Annotated in this window: 15 protein-coding genes; 8 read left to right on the top strand and 7 right to left on the bottom strand. The window is 71.1% G+C overall.

Annotated elements, in window-relative coordinates; all coding sequences use genetic code 11:
* Position 1 precedes the first annotated feature (1 nt).
* Positions 2-3,058 (bottom strand): glycosyl hydrolase family 95 catalytic domain-containing protein, encoded by a 3,057-nt coding sequence (locus tag ABT294_RS13435; protein ID WP_350805727.1) that lies wholly within the window; start codon positions 3,056-3,058, stop codon positions 2-4.
* 78 nt (positions 3,059-3,136) lie between these two features.
* Complete coding sequence (locus ABT294_RS13430; protein ID WP_350805726.1) at positions 3,137-5,563, bottom strand: PQQ-dependent sugar dehydrogenase; 2,427 nt, start codon at positions 5,561-5,563, stop codon at positions 3,137-3,139.
* 347 nt (positions 5,564-5,910) lie between these two features.
* Here ABT294_RS13430 and ABT294_RS13425 point away from each other — a divergent pair, with 347 nt between their 5' ends.
* Positions 5,911-7,500 (top strand): glycoside hydrolase family 88 protein, encoded by a 1,590-nt coding sequence (locus ABT294_RS13425; protein WP_350805725.1) that lies wholly within the window; start codon positions 5,911-5,913, stop codon positions 7,498-7,500.
* Between the two features lie 97 nt (positions 7,501-7,597).
* Here the strand turns inward: ABT294_RS13425 and ABT294_RS13420 are convergent, their stop codons facing one another.
* The 3 genes from ABT294_RS13420 to ABT294_RS13410 form a co-directional block, all read right to left on the bottom strand.
* Positions 7,598-8,116, bottom strand: coding sequence for a hypothetical protein (locus ABT294_RS13420; protein ID WP_350805723.1), 519 nt, complete (start codon positions 8,114-8,116; stop codon positions 7,598-7,600).
* A gap of 2 nt (positions 8,117-8,118) precedes the next feature.
* Positions 8,119-8,886, bottom strand: coding sequence for a bestrophin-like domain (locus ABT294_RS13415; RefSeq protein ID WP_350805722.1), 768 nt, complete (start codon positions 8,884-8,886; stop codon positions 8,119-8,121).
* 334 nt (positions 8,887-9,220) lie between these two features.
* Entirely contained in the window at positions 9,221-9,799 is a 579-nt protein-coding gene (locus tag ABT294_RS13410; RefSeq protein ID WP_350805721.1) for a hypothetical protein, read from the bottom strand.
* Positions 9,800-10,154: 355 nt separating this feature from the next.
* On the opposite strand from ABT294_RS13410, the gene ABT294_RS13405 reads away from it, so the two are divergent.
* Positions 10,155-10,499, top strand: a complete 345-nt coding sequence (locus tag ABT294_RS13405; RefSeq protein ID WP_350805720.1) for an avidin-fold protein — start codon at positions 10,155-10,157, stop codon at positions 10,497-10,499.
* A 97-nt stretch (positions 10,500-10,596) separates the two neighbouring features.
* On the opposite strand, the gene ABT294_RS13400 is transcribed toward ABT294_RS13405, so the two are convergent.
* Entirely contained in the window at positions 10,597-11,232 is a 636-nt protein-coding gene (locus ABT294_RS13400) for an Lrp/AsnC family transcriptional regulator (protein WP_350805719.1), read from the bottom strand.
* Positions 11,233-11,341: 109 nt separating this feature from the next.
* Between ABT294_RS13400 and ABT294_RS13395 the strand changes: the two genes are divergently transcribed.
* Genes ABT294_RS13395 through ABT294_RS13370 form a run of 6 tightly spaced genes read left to right on the top strand, consistent with a single transcriptional unit; the run spans position 11,342 to position 17,580 of the window.
* Positions 11,342-12,916, top strand: a complete 1,575-nt coding sequence (locus tag ABT294_RS13395) for an ABC transporter substrate-binding protein (protein ID WP_350805718.1) — start codon at positions 11,342-11,344, stop codon at positions 12,914-12,916.
* Between the two features lie 9 nt (positions 12,917-12,925).
* Positions 12,926-14,047, top strand: a complete 1,122-nt coding sequence (locus ABT294_RS13390) for an ABC transporter permease (RefSeq protein WP_350805717.1) — start codon at positions 12,926-12,928, stop codon at positions 14,045-14,047.
* On the top strand, positions 14,044-14,919 hold the full coding sequence (locus ABT294_RS13385) for an ABC transporter permease (RefSeq protein WP_350805715.1): 876 nt from the start codon (positions 14,044-14,046) through the stop codon (positions 14,917-14,919). Before ABT294_RS13390 ends, ABT294_RS13385 begins: the two co-directional genes overlap by 4 nt.
* Positions 14,916-15,689 (top strand): ABC transporter ATP-binding protein, encoded by a 774-nt coding sequence (locus ABT294_RS13380; protein ID WP_350805714.1) that lies wholly within the window; start codon positions 14,916-14,918, stop codon positions 15,687-15,689. Before ABT294_RS13385 ends, ABT294_RS13380 begins: the two co-directional genes overlap by 4 nt.
* Positions 15,686-16,594, top strand: coding sequence for an ABC transporter ATP-binding protein (locus ABT294_RS13375; RefSeq protein WP_350805713.1), 909 nt, complete (start codon positions 15,686-15,688; stop codon positions 16,592-16,594). Before ABT294_RS13380 ends, ABT294_RS13375 begins: the two co-directional genes overlap by 4 nt.
* Positions 16,591-17,580 carry a M24 family metallopeptidase gene (locus ABT294_RS13370; RefSeq protein ID WP_350805711.1) on the top strand — a complete coding sequence of 330 codons (990 nt, stop codon included), beginning with the start codon at positions 16,591-16,593 and terminating at the stop codon, positions 17,578-17,580. The genes ABT294_RS13375 and ABT294_RS13370 overlap by 4 nt, the downstream gene beginning before the upstream one ends.
* A gap of 55 nt (positions 17,581-17,635) precedes the next feature.
* Here ABT294_RS13370 and ABT294_RS13365 read toward each other — a convergent pair whose 3' ends face one another.
* Positions 17,636-19,555: a S41 family peptidase gene (locus ABT294_RS13365; RefSeq protein WP_350805710.1), complete on the bottom strand. Its 1,920-nt coding sequence runs from the start codon at positions 19,553-19,555 to the stop codon at positions 17,636-17,638.
* Between the last annotated feature and the right edge of the window lie 321 nt (positions 19,556-19,876).

Below are 19,876 nucleotides of genomic sequence, written 5' to 3'. Positions count from 1 at the left end.
CCTATCCGATAGTGATCTTGTCGAGGTTGGGGCCCCCGTTGGCTGTGGTGGCGGTCGCCCTGATCGTGTTGGTCCCCGCGTCGAGTTGGGCGGTGATGGAGGTGGTCTGCCAGGTGTCCCAGCTGCCGGTGCCGTTGAAGTCGCGCTCGACGGCGACGCCGTTGACCGCGATGGCCAGCGGCCGGTTGACCGTGGTGCCGTTCGCGTAGCGCAGCGTGATCGTCTTCTGCCCGGCCGCCTGCGCGGTGACGGCGAACTCGACGTAGGAGCCGGTGACGTTGTCGTAGTTGACGAACCCGGCCCCCGAGTAGCCGGTGTGGTTCGACTCGACGACGCCCTGGGAGATCGTGGCGTCCTCGGCCTGGTAGTCGGTGCCGCCGGGCGTGGCGTCCACGTCGATGTAGTCGAGGTTGGGGTTGCCGTTGGCGGTGGTGGCCGTCGCCCTGAGCGTGTTGGTCCCGGCGTTGACCGGGACGGTGAACGTGTCGGTCGCCCAGGTGTCCCAGCTGCCGGTGCCCGCGTAGTCACGCGAGGCGAACACGGTCGTCCCGTTGACCGCGATGGCCGAGGGCCGGTTGGCCGTGGTGCCGTTGGCGTAACGCAGCTTGACCGTCGCCGTTCCCGCCGCGGAGACGGGGAAGGCCCACTCCACGAAAGCCCCCGCCACGTTGTCGCCGTTGACGTAGCCGGAGCCGCTGAAACCGGTGTGGGAGTTCTCGAAGACACCCTGCGAGACGGTCGCGTCCTCCGCCTCGTACCGGCCCGGCGGCGGTGGCGTGGTCGCGCCCGGCAGGCCCCACGCCGCGCCCGGCTTGGCGATCGGGACGGGCGCGATGACCAGGTCGGGTGCCGCGCCCGCGTAGAGCAGCACCTCGCGATCCCTGGGCAGGGTGATCTGCAGGACGCCGCCGCCCAGGTCCTGGACGGCGGCGGGCGAGCCGTCGTCCAGGAGCGCGGTGACGGCGCCGGTCAGGCCGTGCCGGACCTTCAGCGGCTCGCCGGCCAGGCTGCGCACCCTGACGAACCGGGTCGCGCCCGCCTGCCGGGCCGCGGAGACGAGGAACGCGCCCTGGGTGCGGAAGTCGTGCAGCGTGACGTCCGGCCAGGACGGCGGCACGGCCGGGAACACCCTGACGACGCCGCCCCAGCTCTGGCAGAGCATGTCGTGGATCGACTGCGACGCCGACAGCGGGGTCTCGATGACCGGCCCGGCCTCGGTGTAGTGGGTGTTGGCCCGGCACGGGAACGAGGTCGCCGGGTCGAAGAACCTCATCAGGTACGACAGGGCCGTGTCGCCGCGTCCCATCATCGCGTACATGGAGGCCGCGCCCGTGTAGCTGTAACCGCGGTGCGCGCCGGTGAGCGCGTGCCACCGCGTGATCGACTTCTCGATCAGCGTGCGGTTCGCCGTCTGATCCCAGTTGACCAGGTACAACGGATAGATCATCAGCAGGTGGGAGTAGTGGCGGTGGGACTGGGCGTACGGCGTGCTGCCGCCGATCATGTACCCGTTCGCGTCCGTCGGGTAGGCCACCAGCGTGCTCAGCACCTGCTGCCACTTCGGCTTCAGCGGGTCGTCGATGCCCAGGCGCGCCGCCGAGTCGAGCAGCGTCTGGCAGCCCCACCTGATGAGGGCCAGGTCGTAGTTCGTGTCCTGCGGCGGCACCACCGGGTACTCGGGCGACAGCGTGCTCGGCAGGTGCAGCTTGCCGTCGCTGCCGGTCGTCAGGAAGCGCAGGTAGTAGTTGACCGCCCGGCGCAGGATCGGGAAGAGCGTGTTCCGCAGCAGGGTGTCGTCCATCGTGTGCCGGTACGACAGCCAGACGTTGTGCAGCGCCCACGTCAGGTCGCCGGTCTCCGCGCCGCTGCCGGGCGTGCCGACGCTCCTGGTGGCGAACATGTCGGAGCTGCGCCCCACGCCGGAGGAGTCCGACCGGTACGCGCTGGGCACGTTGTCGATCAGCTGCTGCCGGTTCTGGTCGAGCGTGCTGGTCACCGAGTCCAGCTCCAGGTGGTTGGAGCCGTGGATGAGCCAGTACTCCAGCTGCACGTTGAGGTTCCACCACACGCCCGGCCACGGCGTGGGCTCCAGCCAGGGCCCGGTGGTCGCCATGACGGGGCCGCCCGCCCGGGTGGCGGAGGCGACCTTGTACAGCTGGATCCAGTGGAAGCTCTGCAGCCGCTGGTCGGGGAAGGACACGAAGCTCTTCCTGTAGAACGCGTGCCACCAGCTCTGGTGCGCCGCCCGCAGCGCGTCGTACGTCCCGGCGTTCTGGATCCGGCCGAGCGAGGCCGTCTCGGCGGCCGTGTTCGACGGGAAGCTGTGGGCGACCGACAGCAGCAGCAGGTCGCCGCTCTGCCGGTAGGCGGTGGCGGTCTGCCCTCCCCCGGCCAGCGCCTGGAGCACCTGCTTGACGTCGCCGGTGGTCTTCGTCGTCCATGCCGGGTTGCGCGTGTAGCCGGACGGCGGAGCCTCCGACGCCTCTCTGGGGCTGTCGGCGGCCTCCGGGTGGAACGTCCAGCGCACCTGCTCGCTCCCGCTCGCGGCGGCGCGGGCGACGAAGGTCTCGTCGTGGACGAACGCGGTGAACGTGATCTTCCCCGATGAGGTGGTGATGCTGCCGGTGAGTTCGGCGTCCCAGAGGCTCAGCCGCCAGTCGACGGCGGTGATCGTGCCCACCGGGTCGAGCGTGAGGTGCCCGACGGGCAGGCGGCAGGTGCCGAACCCGCTGCCGAACTGGGGACGATGGTCCTGGACGCGTCCGTGCTGGGTGGTGAACCGCACCTTGTTGGCGTTCGGCTCCTTGTAGACCATGCTGCCGAGGAGCCCGTCGCCCAGGAACGGCCCCTCGTGCCAGAGCGCGGGGAGCTTGCCCCACAGCAGGTCCTGCCCGCGCAGGAACGCCGACCACTGCGCGTCGGTGGCCATTCGGTTGTCGATCGCCCACGCGGCGGCGCTCGCCCCGGCGGCCCGGGGAGAGGCGAGCCCCACGCCCCCGGCCAGCGCGGCGGCGGCCAGCCCTCCGGCGGCGGTTCCCAGCACCGCCCGGCGTGTCATGCCTTCCTGGGTCACTGCACCTCCAGTGATGGCCCGGCGGCCGCGCGAGCGCGCGGCCGCCGGGGAGAAGCGTGCGGATTACTGGATGTCAGAGCGCCGGATCGTGTCGGCGGAGCCGTCGCCGTTGTTGTCGGAGTTGGTGGACCCGAACCAGATGGCGCTGGCGTTCGGCACCTTCTCGACCGCGCGGAGCCTGCCGTACGTGCCGTTGAAGGAGGAGTTGACCGTCGAGACGTTCTCGCCGTTCAGCACGATCCGCCACAGGCGCTGCCCGCGCAGCGCGGCCATGAAGATCGTGTTGTTGACGATGGCGATGCCGCTCGGCGACGCCTCCGAGACGCTCCACGTGTACTTCGGGTTGGTCATCCCGGACGTGCTGCAGGTGCCCTCGCAGGTGGGCCAGCCGTAGTTCTTGCCCGGCTGGATCAGGTTGAGCTCGTCCCTGGAGGAGTTGCCCAGCTCCGACTCCCACAGCCGGCCGGCCGAGTCCCAGGCGATGCCCTGCGGGTTGCGGTGGCCGTAGCTGTAGACGCGGGTGCCGAACGGGTTGCCGGGTGCCGCCGCGCCCGTCTTGGTGATGCGCAGGATCTTGCCGTTGAGCGAGTTGAGGTTGGGCGCGTTGCCGCTCGACTGCGCGTCGCCCGTGGTGACGTAGAGGTAGCCGTCGGGGCCGAACCTGATGCGGCCGCCGTTGTGGTACCTGTTCTTGTCGATGCCCTGCAGCAGCGAGGTGTAGCCGCTGAGCGAGGTGCCGTTGAAGGTCATCTTGGCGACCCGGTTGCCCTCGGACGCGGTGTGCATGAAGAACACCTCCTGGTCCGTGGTGCCGTTCCAGGTGGGCGAGAAGTCCAGGCCCATCAGGCCGCCCTCGCCGCCGGTGGTCTGCACGTTGGGCACGGTGCCGACCTGCGTCTTGGTGCCCGACGGGGTCACCTTGAACACCTTGAACGTGTCGCGCTCGGTCACCAGGGCGTAGCTGCCGTCGGGCGCCCAGGAGATGTCCCAGGGCACGTCCCAGCCGCCGGCGACGCTGGTCGGCGGCTGCGGCACGGTGCCGCAGCCGCCGGTCGTGAACGACGCGGACGGCGCGCTCGGCGTCGAGAGCTGGTTGGCGGTGTCGCGGGCGACGACGTCGAGCTGGTAGGTGTGCGCGCACTCCAGCGGGACGCCGGACGTGGTCGCCGGCGGCGTGCCGGTGACCGTGTGCAGCACGGTCCCGGTGGCGTGGTCGCGGATCAGGTAGGCCCGCACGCCGTTGTCGTCGGTCGAGGCGCCCCAGGTCACGGTGGCCGAGGTGGGCTGCACGCCGCTGACCGTGGGCCGGCCGGGCTGCGTGGGCACGCCGTCCGGCGGCGCGGGCAGCGTCCGGCAGTTCGCCTCGGGGCTGCTCAACGAGACGTTGCCGGACGCGTCACGGGCGAACACCGACAGCTGGTACGGGAAGTCGGGGCTCAGGCCGGTCAGCGTGTACGGCGGCGCGGGAGCGGTCGCGATCAGCTGGCCCTGCTGGTAGATGTCGTACGCGGCCACCCCGATGTTGTCGGTCGACGGCGGCCAGTCCAGTTTGATGGTGCTGGACGTGATGTCGCCGCACACCGGCTGGCCGGGAGAGGTGGGCTTCTCGGTGTCGCCGGGGCCGCTGACGCGCAGCCTGTCGAGGTTCGGCCCGCCGTTGACGGTGGTGGCGGTGGCCCTGACCGTGTTGGCGCCCGCGTTGAGCGGCGCGTTGAGGCTGATCTCCTGCCAGGTGGTCCAGGCTCCGGTGCCGGGGAAGGACTGGCTCACCGCCACGGTCGTGCCGTTGACGGTGACGCTCATCGGCCTGTCGGTCGTGGTGCCGTTGGCGAAACGGAACGTCAGGCTCTGCGGTCCCGCCGCCGACGCGCTCACCGCGAACTCGACGGAGGAGCCGGTGACGTTGTCGTAGTTGACGAAGCCCGAGCCGGTGAACCCGGCGTGGTTGGACTCGACGACGCCCTGTGCGATCGTGGCGGTCTCGGCCTGGTAGTCGGTGAAGTTCGTGGACTGGACCTCGGCGTCCAGGTAGTCCCAGTTCGGGTTGCCGCCCGCGCTGCCGGCCGTGGCCCTGATCGTGTTGGCGCCGGCGACGACCTGCGCGGTCAGCGTGGCCGTGGCCCAGGTGTCCCAGTTCGTGGTGGGGTTGAACGCCCTGCCTGCGGCGACGACCGTCCCGTTGACCGAGATGTCGCTGGGCCGGTTGGACGTGGTGCCGTTGGCGTAGCGGAAGGCCAGCGTGGCGGTGCCGGCGCTGGGCGCGTTGATCGTCCACTCGAGGTACGAGCCGGCGACGTTGTCGCCGTTGACGAAGCCGGTGCCGGAGAAGCCGGTGTGGTTGGACTCGACGGCTCCCTGCGAGATCGTCGCGCTCTCGGCCTCGTACCGGGTGGGCGCGGCGGCGGCTGGAGGGGCCAGCACCGTCAGCGTCCCCGCGACGAGCGCGAGGACGCCGGCGAGGGCGCGGACCCGGGACGTCCGTAAGGTCATCGGGTGCTCCTGCTGGGGGGTGACATCTCGGCGAGAGATTGGAGCTTTTCCTCGTGTTCCCACAAATGGTCACAAGCGTCAACGAGTTAAAGATCTTGGAACGATCCAATCTTTAGGAAACTTTCCTAACACAGATCTTGATATTCCGTGCTATACATCGGATGTCATGGCCGCTATGGACAGGCGTCGGGGAAGCGGGTACAGCTAGTGGCCAGGCGAAAGGTTGGATCTGTCTCCCGGCTGGCAAGGGCAACCAGCAGGTGGCCGCGAGACGTCACAGGTCGTCAGCCCTTGGGTGATACATGGGATGTCTCACCAGAGGCGCATACCAGCGTGAGGAGAGTCCAGTGATCCTCGGAGTCCGCGCGCCGCGGAGTCGAGCGGTGGTCGCCACCGTCGCCCTCGGAGCGCTGCTGATCCAGCCGGTGCCCGCCGCCGGTGCCGCGACCGCGCTCTACGAGGCGGAGAACGCGACCTTGTCACAGGGCGTGGTGGAGTCCAACCACGCCGGGTTCACCGGCACCGGGTTCGTCAACTACGACAACGTGGCCGGCTCGTCCGTCGAGTGGACCGTCGACTCGGCCGCGGGCGGCCCGGTGCGGCTGGTCTTCCGCTACGCGAACGGCACCACGGCCGACAGGCCGATGAACGTCACGGTCAACGGCACGACCGTGGCCGCCGGCCAGCCCTTCCCCGGCACCGGCGCCTGGACCACCTGGCGCACCGCCACCCTCCAGGTGACGCTGAACGCGGGCGCCAACACCGTCGAGGCCACCGCGACCACCGCCAACGGCGGCCCGAACGTCGACTCGCTCACCGTGGACGACGGCACCCAGGGCGGCACCGACTGGTCCAGAGCCGTGATCGACTCCACCATGGCCCGGTTCACGCCCGGCTCGCTCGGCGGCTGGAGCTACCCGCAGGGGCTGTACCTGTGGGGCCAGTACCTCTTCTGGCAGCGCACCGGCGAAGCGCGGTACCTCCAGTACATCAAGGACTGGGCCGACCGGTTCGTCGACAGCAACGGCTCCATCTCGCAGAGCTTCAGCAACCTCGACAGCATGCAGGCCGGCAACGTCCTGCTGGCGCTGTACCGCGAGACCGGGCAGGCGCGCTACCGCACCGCCGCGACGAAGATCCGGACCCGGCTGAACACGTACCCGCGCACGTCCGACGGCGGCTGGTGGCACTCCACGTCCGACTCCCGCCAGGGCCAGCTCTGGGGCGACGGCGTCTACATGGCCGACCCGTTCGTGGCCCGTTACGGCGCCTGGGTGTCGGGCGACACGTTCACCAGCACCGAACCGGCCAAGCAGATCGAGGTGTACTGGAGCCACCTGCGGCGCGCCTCCGGGGCCGCGGCCGGGCTGCTGTACCACGCCTACGACGAGCCCGGCGGCCTGACCGCCCCCTGGGTGAAGCCGTCGCTGGGCAACACCAACGGGATCTCGTGGTGCCGGGCGATGGGCTGGTTCGGCATGGCCACGGTCGACATCCTCGAGCTCATGCCCGCCGACCATCCGCGGCGGGCAGCGCTGATCAACATCCTGCGCGACCTCGTCCCGGCCTACGCCCGCTGGCAGGACCCGGCGACCGGGCGCTGGTTCCAGGTGGTCACCGAGACCGGCAACGCGTCGAACTGGACGGAGACGTCCTGCTCGGCGATGTACACGTACACGATCTCGCGGTCGGTGGAGCGCGGCTACGTCGACGCGTCGTACCGCGCCAACGCCGACCGGGGCTACCAGGGCGTGCTGGCCAAGATCTCGCTCGGCTCCGACGGCCGGACCAACCTCGCGGACGTCAGCGAGGGCACGAACGCCAGCGACTCGCTCAGCTACTACTTCAACCGCAGCAGGCCGGTCAACGACTTCCACGGCCTGGGCGCGTTCCTCATCATGAACGAGCAGATGATGCGGGTCGGCCCCGGCAACTGACCCCCTCCGAGGGCCACGGCGCCTCCGTGGCCCTCCTCCCGGTCCGCGCCGCTGAGCGCCGCTTCGGAGCACACCACGCGGTCCACGAGGAGGGCGGTCAGCGGATGGCGCCGAACGCGACGGCGGTCGTGGAGGCGATCACGGTGGTCAGCACCACCATGATGAGCACGGTGGCCAGCGGGTTCTTCCTGGGACGAGGCGCCTCGGCGTGCTTGGCGCGCATGTGGACCGCCTTCGCCCGCGTCGGAGCCGGGCTGGGGGTCGGGCTCGGCTCGGGGGACCGGGTGGCGCGCACCGGGGTGGGGACGACCGGCCGCACCGACGCTTTCGGAGTCGGCGGGGTACGGGTGGGGCGCGGTTTCGGGGTGGACCGAGGAGTCGGCGTCGGCTTCGGAGTGGGCGTCTCCACAGGGGGCTGCACCACAGGAGGCGGCGCACCGCACGCCCCGATGTGGACGCTCACCATCGGCACGTCCACGCAGACCGCCACGCCGACCCCGACTTCCACCCCGGCCTCGTGCGCTTCCTCCGGCTCCGGCTCGGCCGCGGCGGGACCGCTCACGGACAGCACGAACAGCGTCGCCGCCAGCAGCAGCGGTGTGCGCCAGGCAGCCACGGTCACACGCCCCCGGCGATGCGCGCGAACTCCCGGAGCGCCCCCTTGAACGCTTCGGGCCCCACGGCCAGCGGCCCCGCGAACACGTGCGAGATGTCCCAGGTCAGGTAGACGCCGAAGCCCAGCATCGCGGCCATCGCCACCAGTGGCAGGATCGCCAGCCCGCGCGGCCTGGCCCCGGCGAGGAACGGGAAGACGATGACCACCAGGCCGGTGACGATCGACAGGATCAGCACCCCTTTGGGCGGGGTCGCCGCGGCGTCGACACCCCGCTGCGCGCGGGCGGCGGACAGCGTCGCGATGTGCTCCAGGACGGCGTCCTTGGCGTCCTTGGCGGCGTCGTCGCCGACCTTCAGCTGGGTGACCCTGGTGCGCAGCGAGTCGAGCCGCTCGCTGCCGACCGGATCGAGCCGCCCCTGCTCCAGGACGGGCCACTCGTCTCTGACCACGAAGGAGACGTAGTCGCGCAGCCCCGCCCTGACCGTGTCGGGGGCGGTGCCGGGGAGGCCGGACGCCGACCAGTAGGCGTCGACGGCGGCCTGGCTCTCGGCCTGTGTGTTCTGCCTGGCGGTGTCGGCCGTCGTCCAGGGCACGATGATCGCGATGGCGAAGACGAGCAGGAACAGCGCGGACAGCATCGCGCCCGCGTGGCCCGCGGACGGCCCGTCGGGGGCGGCGTCGTCGCTGCCCTTCTTCGAGATCCTGAACAGCAGTGCCGTGAGCGCGACCACGCCTACCGCCGCGGCGATCGCGAGGATGTACGCGAGCATGAAAGATCTCCCAACCCCTGGAGAACACTGAGCGTAAGATTGATATCACAGTACGCATTCATGGGCTGGGATCGCTCGGTAATGCCGTAAGCGCCGTAAAGAGAGTTGTACGGGCCCCACCAGCGCGCGCGGCCGCCCGGCGACAGATCAGGCCAAACGTGTCACGCGGACCGCTCAAGGGCCGACCGAACCGACCATTTCGCGCAACCCCGGCCAATCGTCAGGACTGGCCGGAGTGGTGGGTGACCCCGCGTCGGAGGGCGCGGTTGAGCGTGCCTTGGGAAGGCCGGGTGGCGATGTGTGCCGTGCCGACCGTTCGGCGGGGAAGCGCGGGTCAGACCAGGCCGACCATGAAGCCCTCGTCCTTGACGCCCAGGTAGAGGGCGGGGCCGTACTCGCGCATCGCGTGTTCGATGATCGGGATGTATTTGGGGTTGGAGCCGAGCGGCAGGCGGTAGCCGTTCTTGACCGTGTGGAACTCCCAGAGGTGCGCCATCTCCGGGTGCCGGTCGCGGAAGCCGGAGTCGGCGGGGAACAGGTCGAGGCGCACCATCGTCCTGCGGACGATGTAGTCGGCGAGCTTGACGCGGCGCTGCTGCGTGCGGGAGATGCCGACGCCCGCCAGTTCCCGCCACGGCATGGTCCACGGCTTGCCCTGGGGGTCGTCCCAGTGGACTCCGGTGGTGTCGAAGACGAGTTTGCGCGGGCGGCTCAGCTTCCGCCAGGTGATGAGCGGAAGGAGGCCGATGAGGAGGAAGAGCGAGCCGACGCCACCGACCGCGATCGCGGTGCCGACGCCACCCGTCGTCTGGCCGGTGAGCGCGGAGAAGATCGTGAAGAGGCCGATGACTCCGGCGACCGAGCCGCCGAGCAGCGCTTTGGCCTTGGCGGACGAGGCGACGTCGATCACCACGGGCGGTTTCGCGTAAGGCGGCCGCTGGAAGGGCTGTGGCGGTGCCCCTTGAGGGTGGAGATCACCGGGCCCTTGGGGGTGTTGCGGGGGTCCCTGGAGGGGGCGTTGTGGCGGGTACGGCGGGTTGCCGTACGCGGTGGAGTGCTGGGGAGGGCCGTACGTCATAGAGGGCGAGGCTAACCGCGAGCCGGACACCCGCCGTCACGTTTCACCGTTTTGCGAAGAGTCGAACGTGTGCACGCCACCGGCTCGGCAGGCCGTCCGGCTGGACGGATCGTCGATCTTGACGCGCCCTTCGAGACCATATGTCTAGCCGAGCAGACGGACACTGTGAGATTTCGTGACCATGGGGAGTGTGAACCTACTGAACGGCCGGAAATTCGTGATGGTGAGCTCGACGGCGAGCGTGGTGGACCAGGAGCAGCCCACCGAGTTCAGCTACTGGGAGGCCGACGGGGTGGTGTGGGGCAGCTACTCGGGCGACACCGTGACGCACGGCCGTTTCGTCGGCACCAGGGACGGCGACCAGATCAGCATCGCCTACGCGCACGCGCTGAAGGCCGGCGGCAAGGCGGGCGGCCAGAGCAGCAGCCGCATCGAGACCGACCCCGACGGGCGGCTGCGCCTGGTGGAGGAGTTCCAGTTCGAGGGCGACGACACCCAGCACGTCAGCGTGTGCATCGAGGTCGCCGCCTCCTGACCCGACCCCGGCCGGTGGCCTCGACCGGGGAGCCGACCTGCGCTCCCCGGCGGCTTTCCGGCCGGAGGCAGTCAGCCGGCTCCCCGGCCGGAGGCGGTCAGGAGTCCTTCTGGAGGGCGGCGCGCCCCTCGGCCGCGCCGACGAAGCGCATCTTGCCGAGTGGCACGTCGTTCGTGGCCTCCTGGGCGGGACGGCGTGCCGGGCGGGCCTTCTCCCGGTCGCTCGGCAGCACGTAAGGACGTCGGAGCACCTCGTCCAGGATGAACACGGTCTCCGTGGCCTTGACGGCGGGGATGTTGGCCAGGCGGTCCGTCACCATGGTGTGCACCTCGGCGACGTCCGACATGCGGACCTGGATCATCGCGTCGTGCTGGCCGGTGGTGATCGCGCAGTACTCCACCTCGGGCATCCTGGCCAGCTCGGCTCTGAACTGCTTCCACATCTGCTGCCGCACGGTCACGAAGATCAGCGCGGTGATGCCGAGCCCGGCCCTGACGTGGTCGATCTCGGCGGTGAACCGTTTGATCGTCCCGTCGGCGCGCAGCGCCTCGAACCGGGTGTAGGCGTTGGCGCGGGAGATGCCGACCCGCTCAGCCAGCGCCGCCACCGAGATCCTGCCGTTCTCCCGCAGGACCTGGAGGATCTTCATATGGGTGGAGTCCAGCTCGAGACCGATGCCGATCCGTCCAGGCTGGACGCCACCACTGCCGCCATTTCTGGAAATTTCACTCATAGTTACCTCACGCCCATTTATATACGTCTCGGCGACCGCACGGTCCCTGGACGTTCTGCCGCACAATCCTCGGCATCTCCCGTCCAACCGTCCAACTGGAGGACTCACCATGGCGACCCGCTCGCAGACGGCGGCTGTGCTGCTCGCCGGTGCACTCGCCCTCGCCGCCTGCGGAAGCGGCGGCACCCAGGCCCCTGCCGCGCAGAGCGGCGGGAAGACCCTGGTCATCGACACGTCCTTCGACCTCAAGACGGCCGACCCCGGACGGACCTACGAGCCGACCGGCCTGATCGTCGGCCACGCGGCCTACGAGACGCTGCTGACGTTCGACGGTGGCGACGTGACCAAGCCGGTGCCCTCGCTGGCCGAATCCTATGAGCTGTCCAAGGACGGCAAGACGCTGACCCTCAAGCTGAAGAAGGGCGCGACGTTCTCCGACGGCTCCCCCGTCACCGCCGACGACGTGGTCTTCTCGCTGACCCGGGTGCGCGACATGAAGGGCACCCCGTCGTTCCTGCTCGACGGCGTGGACGTGGCCAAGACCGACGACTCGACGATCACGCTGACGTCGAAGAGCGCCAACCCGGCGCTCCCGTACATCCTGCCGAACCCGGCGCTGGGCATCCTCAACAGCAAGGTCGCCAAGGAGCACGGCGCGACCGCGGACGCCCAGGACAAGGCCGAGCAGTACCTGAACTCGGCGTCCGCGGGCTCCGGCCCGTACACGATCGAGTCGTTCAACGTGAGCAGCCAGGTCGTCCTCAAGGCGAACCCGAAGTACTACGGCGCCAAGCCCGCCTACGACAAGGTCGTGCTGCGCAACGTCGAGGCGGCCACGCAGAAGCTGAACGTGCAGCGCGGCGACAGCCAGGTGGCGCTGAACCTGTCGGGCGACCAGGTGTCCGGGATGCCGGCGAACCTCCAGGTCAAGAAGACGGCGTCGGCCAATGTGATCTTCCTGCTGGCGAACCAGGACTCCGGTGTGAGCAAGACCACGCCGAACGCCAAGTTCGTCGAGGCGGTCCGCAAGGGCGTGGACTACGCGGGGCTGCTGGAGCTGGCCGGTGAGGGCTCGGTGCAGGCGCCGGGCGTGATCCCGTCCCAGCTGCTCGGCGCGCTGCCCGCGGACCAGGCGGTCAAGCGGGACGTCGAGGGCGCCAAGGCGGCGCTGGCGGCCAGCGGGGTGTCGAACCCGACGGTCAAGCTGGAGTTCCCGAGCGAGCTGACGGTGAACGGCCTGTCCTTCCAGCCGCTGGCGGAGCGGATCCAGGCCAACCTCAAGGAGGTCGGCATCACCGTGGACCTGGCGCCCGCGCCGGTCACCACGGCGCTCGACAACTACCGCAACGGCAAGGAGGAGATGGGCCTGTGGTACTGGGGCCCCGACTACCCGGACCCGAGCGACTACCTGGCGTTCCTGCCCGGCAAGACGGTGGGCCTGCGCGCCGGCTGGAAGAAGGACACGGCCAAGGAGATCGAGGCCGCGGGTGAGAAGGCCGCGACGGCCGTGGGCGACGACGCGCGCAAGCAGGCGTACGCGGACGTCCAGACCAAGCTCAACGCGTCCGGTCCGTTCATCCCGCTGATCCAGCCGAGCCAGAACATCGTGACGGCCGCTTCGGTGACGGGCCTGGAGTACCACCCGGTGTGGACCGTCGACGTCGCCGACCTCGGCGCGAAGTAGGTCGCCCAGGTGTCCGAAAAGGACCAGACGAACGAGCCGGGCGCGGCGGCCTCACCCAGCGCCCCGCCCAGCGGCCCGGCCGGCAAGCGGCCGGGCGCCCGGCGCGGCGCGCATCCGCTGGCCCGGTTCCTGATCCGCCGCATCCTCATCGCCGTCCTGCTGGCGTGGGGCATCACGCTGGTGACGTTCGTGCTGACGAACCTGGTGCCCGGCGACCCGGTGGCCGCGAACCTGGGCCAGCGGGCGCTGGGCGACCCGGCCATCGTCGCGCAGTGGCGCTCCGAGCACGGGCTGGACAAGCCGCTGTGGCAGCAGTACGTGCTGCACCTGCAGGGCGTCGTCCACGGTGACCTCGGCACGAGCCAGCAGAGCCACCGTCCCGTCAGCCAGGACCTGGCCGAGTTCGTCCCGGCGACGCTGGAGCTGGCGGGGGCGGCGATCCTGGTCTCGCTGGTGCTGGGCGTGGCGTTCGGCGTGGTGGCGGCGCTGCGCAGGGACCGCCTGTCGGACCACGCGTTGCGGGTGCTGAGCCTGATCGGCATCTCGGTGCCGACGTTCTGGCTCGCGCTGGTGGCGTTCTACGTGTTCTTCTACCGGCTGCAGATCACGCCGGGCAGCGGCCGGGTGGACCCGGCGCTGGCCGGCGTGCCGGGTGTGACCGGGCTGCAGACGGTCGACGCGCTGCTGGCGGGCCGCTGGGACGTGTTCGGCTCGGCCGTCGGCCACCTGGTCACGCCCGCGCTGGTGCTCGCCCTGTACACGATCGGCCTGCTCACCCGCTTCACCAGGAGCGCCGTGCTGGAGGTGCTCGGCCAGGACTACGTGCGGGCCGCCAGGGCGAAGGGGCTGCCCGGCCGGGTGATCCTGTTCCGGTACGTGCTGCGCTCGGCGCTGGTGCCGATCATCACGGTCGCGGGGCTGGCGTTCGGCAGCCTGCTGTCCGGCACGGTCCTGGTCGAGGCGATCTTCGCCTGGCCGGGCGTCGGGCAGTACGCCTACAAGAGCGCCACCACCCTCGACCTGCCCGCCGTGATGGGCGTCGGCCTGGTGGTGGGCGTCGTGTACCTGGTCATCAACCTGATCGTGGACGTGCTGTACGGCGTCATCGATCCTCGAGTGAGGCTCCAGTGAAACGGGATCCCCTGGCCCGCAAGGGGCTGCTGCGGCGGCTCCCCCAGGCGTGGCGGCAGCCCCTTGCCGTCGTGGGCGTCGTGATCGCCGTCGTCTGGCTCGTCGTCGCGCTGGCGGCGCCGGTGCTCGCGCCGCACGATCCGCTCGCCCAGGACCTGCCGCGGCTGGCCGCGCCGGGCCCCGGCCACTGGTTCGGCACGGACCAGCTCGGCCGCGACATCCTGAGCAGGGTCATGTACGGCGCGCGGGTGTCGATCCCGCTGACGCTGCTGCTGGTGGTGCTGTCGGTGCTGATCGGCGGCCTGCTCGGCGCCTGCGCCGGGTACTTCGGCAAGTGGGTGGGCGAGACGATCATGCGGGTGGCGGACCTGGTGTTCGCGTTCCCGACCGTGATCCTGGCCATGGTGGTGGCCGCCGCGCTCGGGGCGAGCCTGACCAACGCGGTGCTGGCCGTCCTGGTCGTGGCCTGGCCGGCCTACGCCCGCGTGACGCGCGGGCTGGTGCTGGGCGTCCGCGAGCGGGAGTTCGTGCTGAGCGGCCGGCTGCTGGGCTTCTCGGCCTGGCGGTCGCTCCGCGTGGACGTGCTGCCGAACGTGACCGGTCCCGTCCTGGTGCTGGCGACGCTGGACATCGGCACGGCGCTGCTGCTGCTGTCGGGCCTGTCGTTCCTGGGCCTCGGGGCCAAGCCGCCGTCGCCGGAGTGGGGCGCGATGGTGGCGTCCGGCGTGGAGGTGTTCGACAGCTGGTGGGTGGCGACCTTCCCGGGGCTCGCGATCCTGACCGTGGTGCTGGCGTTCAACTTCCTCGGCGACACGCTGCGCGACGCGCTCGACCCCCGGACGGCCCGCGCGATCAAGGAGCGTGCGCTGTGACCCTGGACATCACCGGACTGAAGGTGTCGATCGGCGGCAAGGAGATCCTGCGCGGCGTGGACCTGTCCCTGCAGGAGGGCCGGGTGCACGGGCTGGCGGGCGAGAGCGGCTCCGGCAAGACCATGACCGGGCTCGCCGTCCTCGGGCTGCTGCCGCACGGCGCGCGGACCAGCGGCAGAATCGCGCTCGGCGAGCGGGACCTGCTCACCCTGCCGCCCAAGGAGCTCAACCAGGTGCGCGGCGGCGAGGTCGCGATGGTCTTCCAGGACCCGGCGACCAGCCTGCACCCGATGCTGACGGTCGGCAAGCAGCTCACCGAGCACATGCGCCACCACCTCAAGCTGGACAAGCGCGAGGCGCGGGCCAGGGCGGTCGAGCTGCTCGGCAAGGTCCGCATCCCGGGCCCCGACGAGGCGTTCGGACGCTTCCCGCACCAGTTCTCCGGCGGCATGCGGCAGCGCATCGCGATCGCCATCGCGCTGGCCTGCTCGCCCAGGGTGCTGATCGCCGACGAGCCGACGACCGCGCTGGACGTGACCGTGCAGGCGGGCGTCCTGCGGCTGCTGCGCGGCCTGTGCGACGAGCTGGGCCTGGCCGTGCTGCTCGTCACCCACGACCTCGGCGTGATGTCGGCGGTCGCGGACGAGGTGAGCGTGATGAAGGACGGCCTGGTCGTCGAGTCGGGCCCGCGCGGCCGGGTGCTGCGCGAGCCGGAGCACGCCTACACCCGTTCCCTGCTCGATTCCCTGCCTGACGCGGAGGGCCGATGAGCCTGTTGACCATCGACGACCTGGTCGTCGAGCACCGCTCCCCCGGCCGTCCGATCGTCAGGGCGGTGGCGGGCGCGAGCCTGGAGGTGACCGCGGGCGAGGTCGTCGGCCTGGTCGGCGAGTCCGGCTGCGGCAAGTCGACGCTGGCGCGGGCGGTGTGCGGGCTGAACCCCGTCACCGCGGGGTCCATCCGCTTCGACGGGGAGCCGGTCACGCCGCTCGGGCTGCGCCGCAGGAAGCTGACGGGCATCCAGATGGTGTTCCAGGACCCGTACGCGTCCCTGAACCCGCGCCGCCGGGTCGGCGACCAGATCGCCGACGGTCTGCGCACCGCCCGCGACAGCACGACCAAGCCCGCCGACCTGCTGGAACGTGTCGGACTGCCGCGCGACTTCGCGGACAGGCACCCGCACGAGTTCTCCGGCGGCCAGCGGCAGCGCATCGCGATCGCCAGGGCGCTGGCGGCCCGGCCGCGGCTGCTGATCGGCGACGAGCCGATCTCGGCGCTGGACGCCTCGGCCCAGGCCCAGGTCGCCACCCTGATGCGGGACCTGGCGGTGGAGTCGGGCGCGGGCCTGCTGTTCATCAGCCACGACCTGTCGGTGGTCCGGTTGATCGCCGACAGGATCGCGGTCATGTACCTCGGCAGGATCGTCGAGGTGGGCGACACGGCCGAGGTGTGGGCGAACCCGCGCCACCCGTACACGCGGGCGCTGTTGCAGGCCATCCCCAAGCCGGACGGGCTGGGTGTGCTGCCCACCGAGCTGCCGGGCGACGTGCCGGACCCGGCCGACCCCCCGGCGGGCTGCCGCTTCCATCCGCGCTGCCCGCTCGTCATGGACGTGTGCAGGGACAAGGAGCCCGACTTCGGCCCGGTCGCCTGCTGGCTGCACGAGCCGAAGTGACGCCTCGGACCAGGCTGGAGGCCGTGCGCGCGGCCATGGCCGACGCCGAGATCGACGCCCTGGTGCTGCGGCCGTCCCCGGACTTCCGCTTCCTCGGGGGCCGGGACGGCGCGTTCCTCGTCGTCACCATGGACGCGGCCGCCGAGACCGCCGACCCGGCGGAGCTGGTTCCCGCCGGGGCGCGGCGGGTCGGCGTGGACCCGGAGATGCGGGTCCGGGAGCTGTTCGGGCTGGCGATCGAGGCCGAGCTGGTGCCAGCGACGTCCGTGCTGGGGCCGCTCAGGCTGGCCAAGGAGCCGCAGGAGGTGGCGGCGGTCGGGCGGGCGGCCGCGGCGGCGGACGCGGTGCTGGGCCAGGCCGGGGAGCTGGCCTGGTTCGGCGCGACCGAGCGGTCGATGGCGCTCAGGCTGCGGATGCTGCTGCTGGAGACGGGCTGCGAGGAGGTGCTGTCGGCGCGGGTCGCGGCGGGCGAGCACACGGCCTCGCCCGGCCACCGTCCGGGAGACCGGGTGATCAACCCGGGCGACGCGCTGCTGGTGTCGGTGTGCGGGCGCTGGGACGGCTACTGCGCCGAGGTGGGGCGGGTGTTCGCGGTGGCCGAGCCGCCGGAGGACTTCGAGGCCATGTACTCCGTGGTCCTGGCCGCGCACGCCGCCGCGCTCGGCGCGCTGGGCCGGGCGTCCTCGGCCGCCGGGGTGGCCGCCGAGGTGGCCGGCGCGGTGACGGACGTCATCGACGGCAGCGGCTACGGCCGGTTCGCGGGCCCGCACGCCGGCCGGGGGATCGGCCTGGGCCACGACGAGGGGCCCCGCCTGTGGCCCGGCGACGAGACCGCCCTCGCCGAGGGGACGACCCTCTGCCTGGAACCCGCGATCTACGTCCCCGACCTGTTCGGCGCGCGGGTGGCCGACGTGGTGGCCTGCACGGGGACGGGCCCGCTGGTGCTGAGCGGCGCCTCGCACGCCCTGCGCGTCCTCGACCGCTGACCTAGCAGCCGATCAGCCTGCGCGCCTCGTCGGCCCAGCCCCTAGACGATGACCCTCAGCGGTTGATCGTCCGAACCGCGACGGACTGGCCCGTCTGGAAGCCCTCGACGTGGATTCTGTGCGCGCCCACCAGCCCGGGCACGGCGGCGGAGGCCAGCGGCAGGTCGACCGACAGGACGGGGCGGCCGTCGAGGTAGACGTCGGCCCGGTCCAGCCCCTGGGTGTCGAACAGCAGCTCGCCGCCGCCGTCGGAGACGCGCACGCCGAGCCGCCGCACCGGCAGCCCGGCCAGCAGCTGCCCGGCGCGCTCCAGCAGGTCGGCGTTGTCGTGGAGGACGTCGTCGCGGGTCATGAGGTGCCGGTGGTCGGGGACCACGCCCAGGTCCTCCACCGGGGTGCCCGCCAGGTCGTTCACGCGCAGCGTGCGGCGGATCGCCACCCGCATGTTCGCCTGGTGGGGCAGCGGCAGGTAGGGGCTGTCGGGGACGGGTTCGGGCACTTCGAGCAGGGTCTTGAGCAGCTCGTGCGTCCAGACGTTGGCCCCGCCCGCGCCGGTGTTGTCGTCGACGCCGAGGACCGGGCCGATCTTGTGGTCCTGGAAGCCGGCCGCGAAGATGTCGGTGGCGGAGTAGCAGCGGGCGTCGGTGACCAGCACCACCGGGCCGTGGTAGCGCTGCCCGAGGGCGTTGGCGCCGTCGCCGGGGGTGATGGGGAAGGCCGCCGAGTAGACCGAGCCCGTCTCCACCGCCTGCTCCATGGAGCGGCTCCAGGGGCCGAGGTCGATCTGCCCGGTCGGGTTGGCGGCGTGCTGGTGGCAGATCCGCACGTTCAGCGGGGTCGCGATGAACTGCACCGGTTCGGGGGTGATCGCCCGGTAGGTGAGAGTCTGCAGGAGGAACTCGCCGGCGAAGATGTGCCCGCCGCCGTTGCCCCGGACGTCCAGGATCAGCCCGTTCTGCGGCAGCAGCTCGACGAGCCGGACGAACTCCGCGACGAACCCGTTCGGGTCGGTCACGTTGAAGGTGAAGACGCGGACGTGGCCGAAAACGCCTGACGCCGTGGACACGGTCCTGGCGCGCAGCACGCTGGGCATCGACGTCGGGACGTCCTCGCCCACCGCCGGGGCCTCGGCGGTGGGCCGCGCCGCCGCCAGGGACTCCTCGGGCGTGACGGCCTGCGGGACGAACAGCATCTTGACGGCCCGGCCGATCTCGTCGGTGCCGAGGTCGAGGCCCTGCGCCAGGGCGGCGGCGCTGACCTGGTCGGCGTCGACGAAGGGCGGCAGGTTGTCGGTGACGCGCCAGGTCTCGCGGTGCTCCCCTGCCACGCCGTTCGCGTCCAGGTAGCCGACCTGGACCCACTCCTCGTCCGGCGGCAGGTGGATGCGCAGCGGCCGGATCGTGAGCGACTGCAGGCCGCGCGAGTGCCGCGCGGCCGGGTTGCTCCCGGCGAAGCGGTCGGCGTTGACCTCGACCGCCCTGTCGATCGGGATGCCGTTCCAGTGGGTCACCTCCACGCCGGGGCCGAAGCCGGGCGCGGAGAAGCCCGCGACGGTCCTGGTGACGACGTAGTGCCGGGCCTGGCCCTGGTAGTACTCCTCGATCTGGAACGGCAGGTAGGCGATCTTGCTGGAGAACGGCAGCGGCAGCAGGTAGTTGGTGTGCAGGTCGCGCACCGAGTGGAAGATCTGCGACAGCTCGGCGTGGAACGCCCACTCCGGGTCCATGGTCGCGTCGCTCTGCCGCGACAGCCGCAGCCCCAGCAGCCGCAGCCGCTGGACCGGGTTCACCGCGTGCATCGCGGCCTTCAGCGGCAGGTGCACGTAGTTCTGCTCCAGGAGGACGAGTGCCTGCTGGACGAGCCGGCGCCGGTCGGCGAGCGTCAGCGTGCCCGCCGTTTCGAGGAAGTCGCGCAGCGCCACGGCCTCGGCGAGCTGTTCGGCGATCCGTTCGGGCGGCCCGGTCAGATCAGGCATGTCTCCTCCTGAGGGCGTGTGCGTGCCGACAGGGTGTCACCTGGCCGGTGCCGTCGCCTCGGGGAACCTCCTAGGGCTTTCCCCAGGTCGGCTCCATGGTGACGGCGTGTCACGTGCGACTCCTCGGGGTAGTCATGCCACACCGCTGGGTGAGTCCGGTGTCCGTGCGTGGCATACGGTCGAACCATCAGATGAATCAGACAGTGGAGACAGCGTGAAGATCACCGGAGTTGAGCTGCGCCGGATCGCGATGCCCCTGGTGGCGCCGTTCCGTACCTCGTTCGGCACGGAGACGGCCCGCGACGTGCTGCTGGTCAGGGC

Origin of the sequence: Nonomuraea sp. NPDC000554 (genome assembly GCF_040300065.1) — a bacterium.
GTDB lineage: Bacteria > Actinomycetota > Actinomycetes > Streptosporangiales > Streptosporangiaceae > Nonomuraea.
This window is presented reverse-complemented; position numbering and strand designations above follow the sequence as displayed.

Coding starts and splice junctions, on each gene's coding strand:
- ABT294_RS13435 (WP_350805727.1), bottom strand. CDS start 3,058: ATGACACGCCGGGCGGTGCTGGGAACCGCCGCCGGAGGGCTGGCCGCC.
- ABT294_RS13400 (WP_350805719.1), bottom strand. CDS start 11,232: ATGAGTGAAATTTCCAGAAATGGCGGCAGTGGTGGCGTCCAGCCTGGA.
- ABT294_RS13365 (WP_350805710.1), bottom strand. CDS start 19,555: ATGCCTGATCTGACCGGGCCGCCCGAACGGATCGCCGAACAGCTCGCC.
- ABT294_RS13415 (WP_350805722.1), bottom strand. CDS start 8,886: ATGCTCGCGTACATCCTCGCGATCGCCGCGGCGGTAGGCGTGGTCGCG.
- ABT294_RS13375 (WP_350805713.1), top strand. CDS start 15,686: ATGAGCCTGTTGACCATCGACGACCTGGTCGTCGAGCACCGCTCCCCC.
- ABT294_RS13430 (WP_350805726.1), bottom strand. CDS start 5,563: ATGACCTTACGGACGTCCCGGGTCCGCGCCCTCGCCGGCGTCCTCGCG.
- ABT294_RS13395 (WP_350805718.1), top strand. CDS start 11,342: ATGGCGACCCGCTCGCAGACGGCGGCTGTGCTGCTCGCCGGTGCACTC.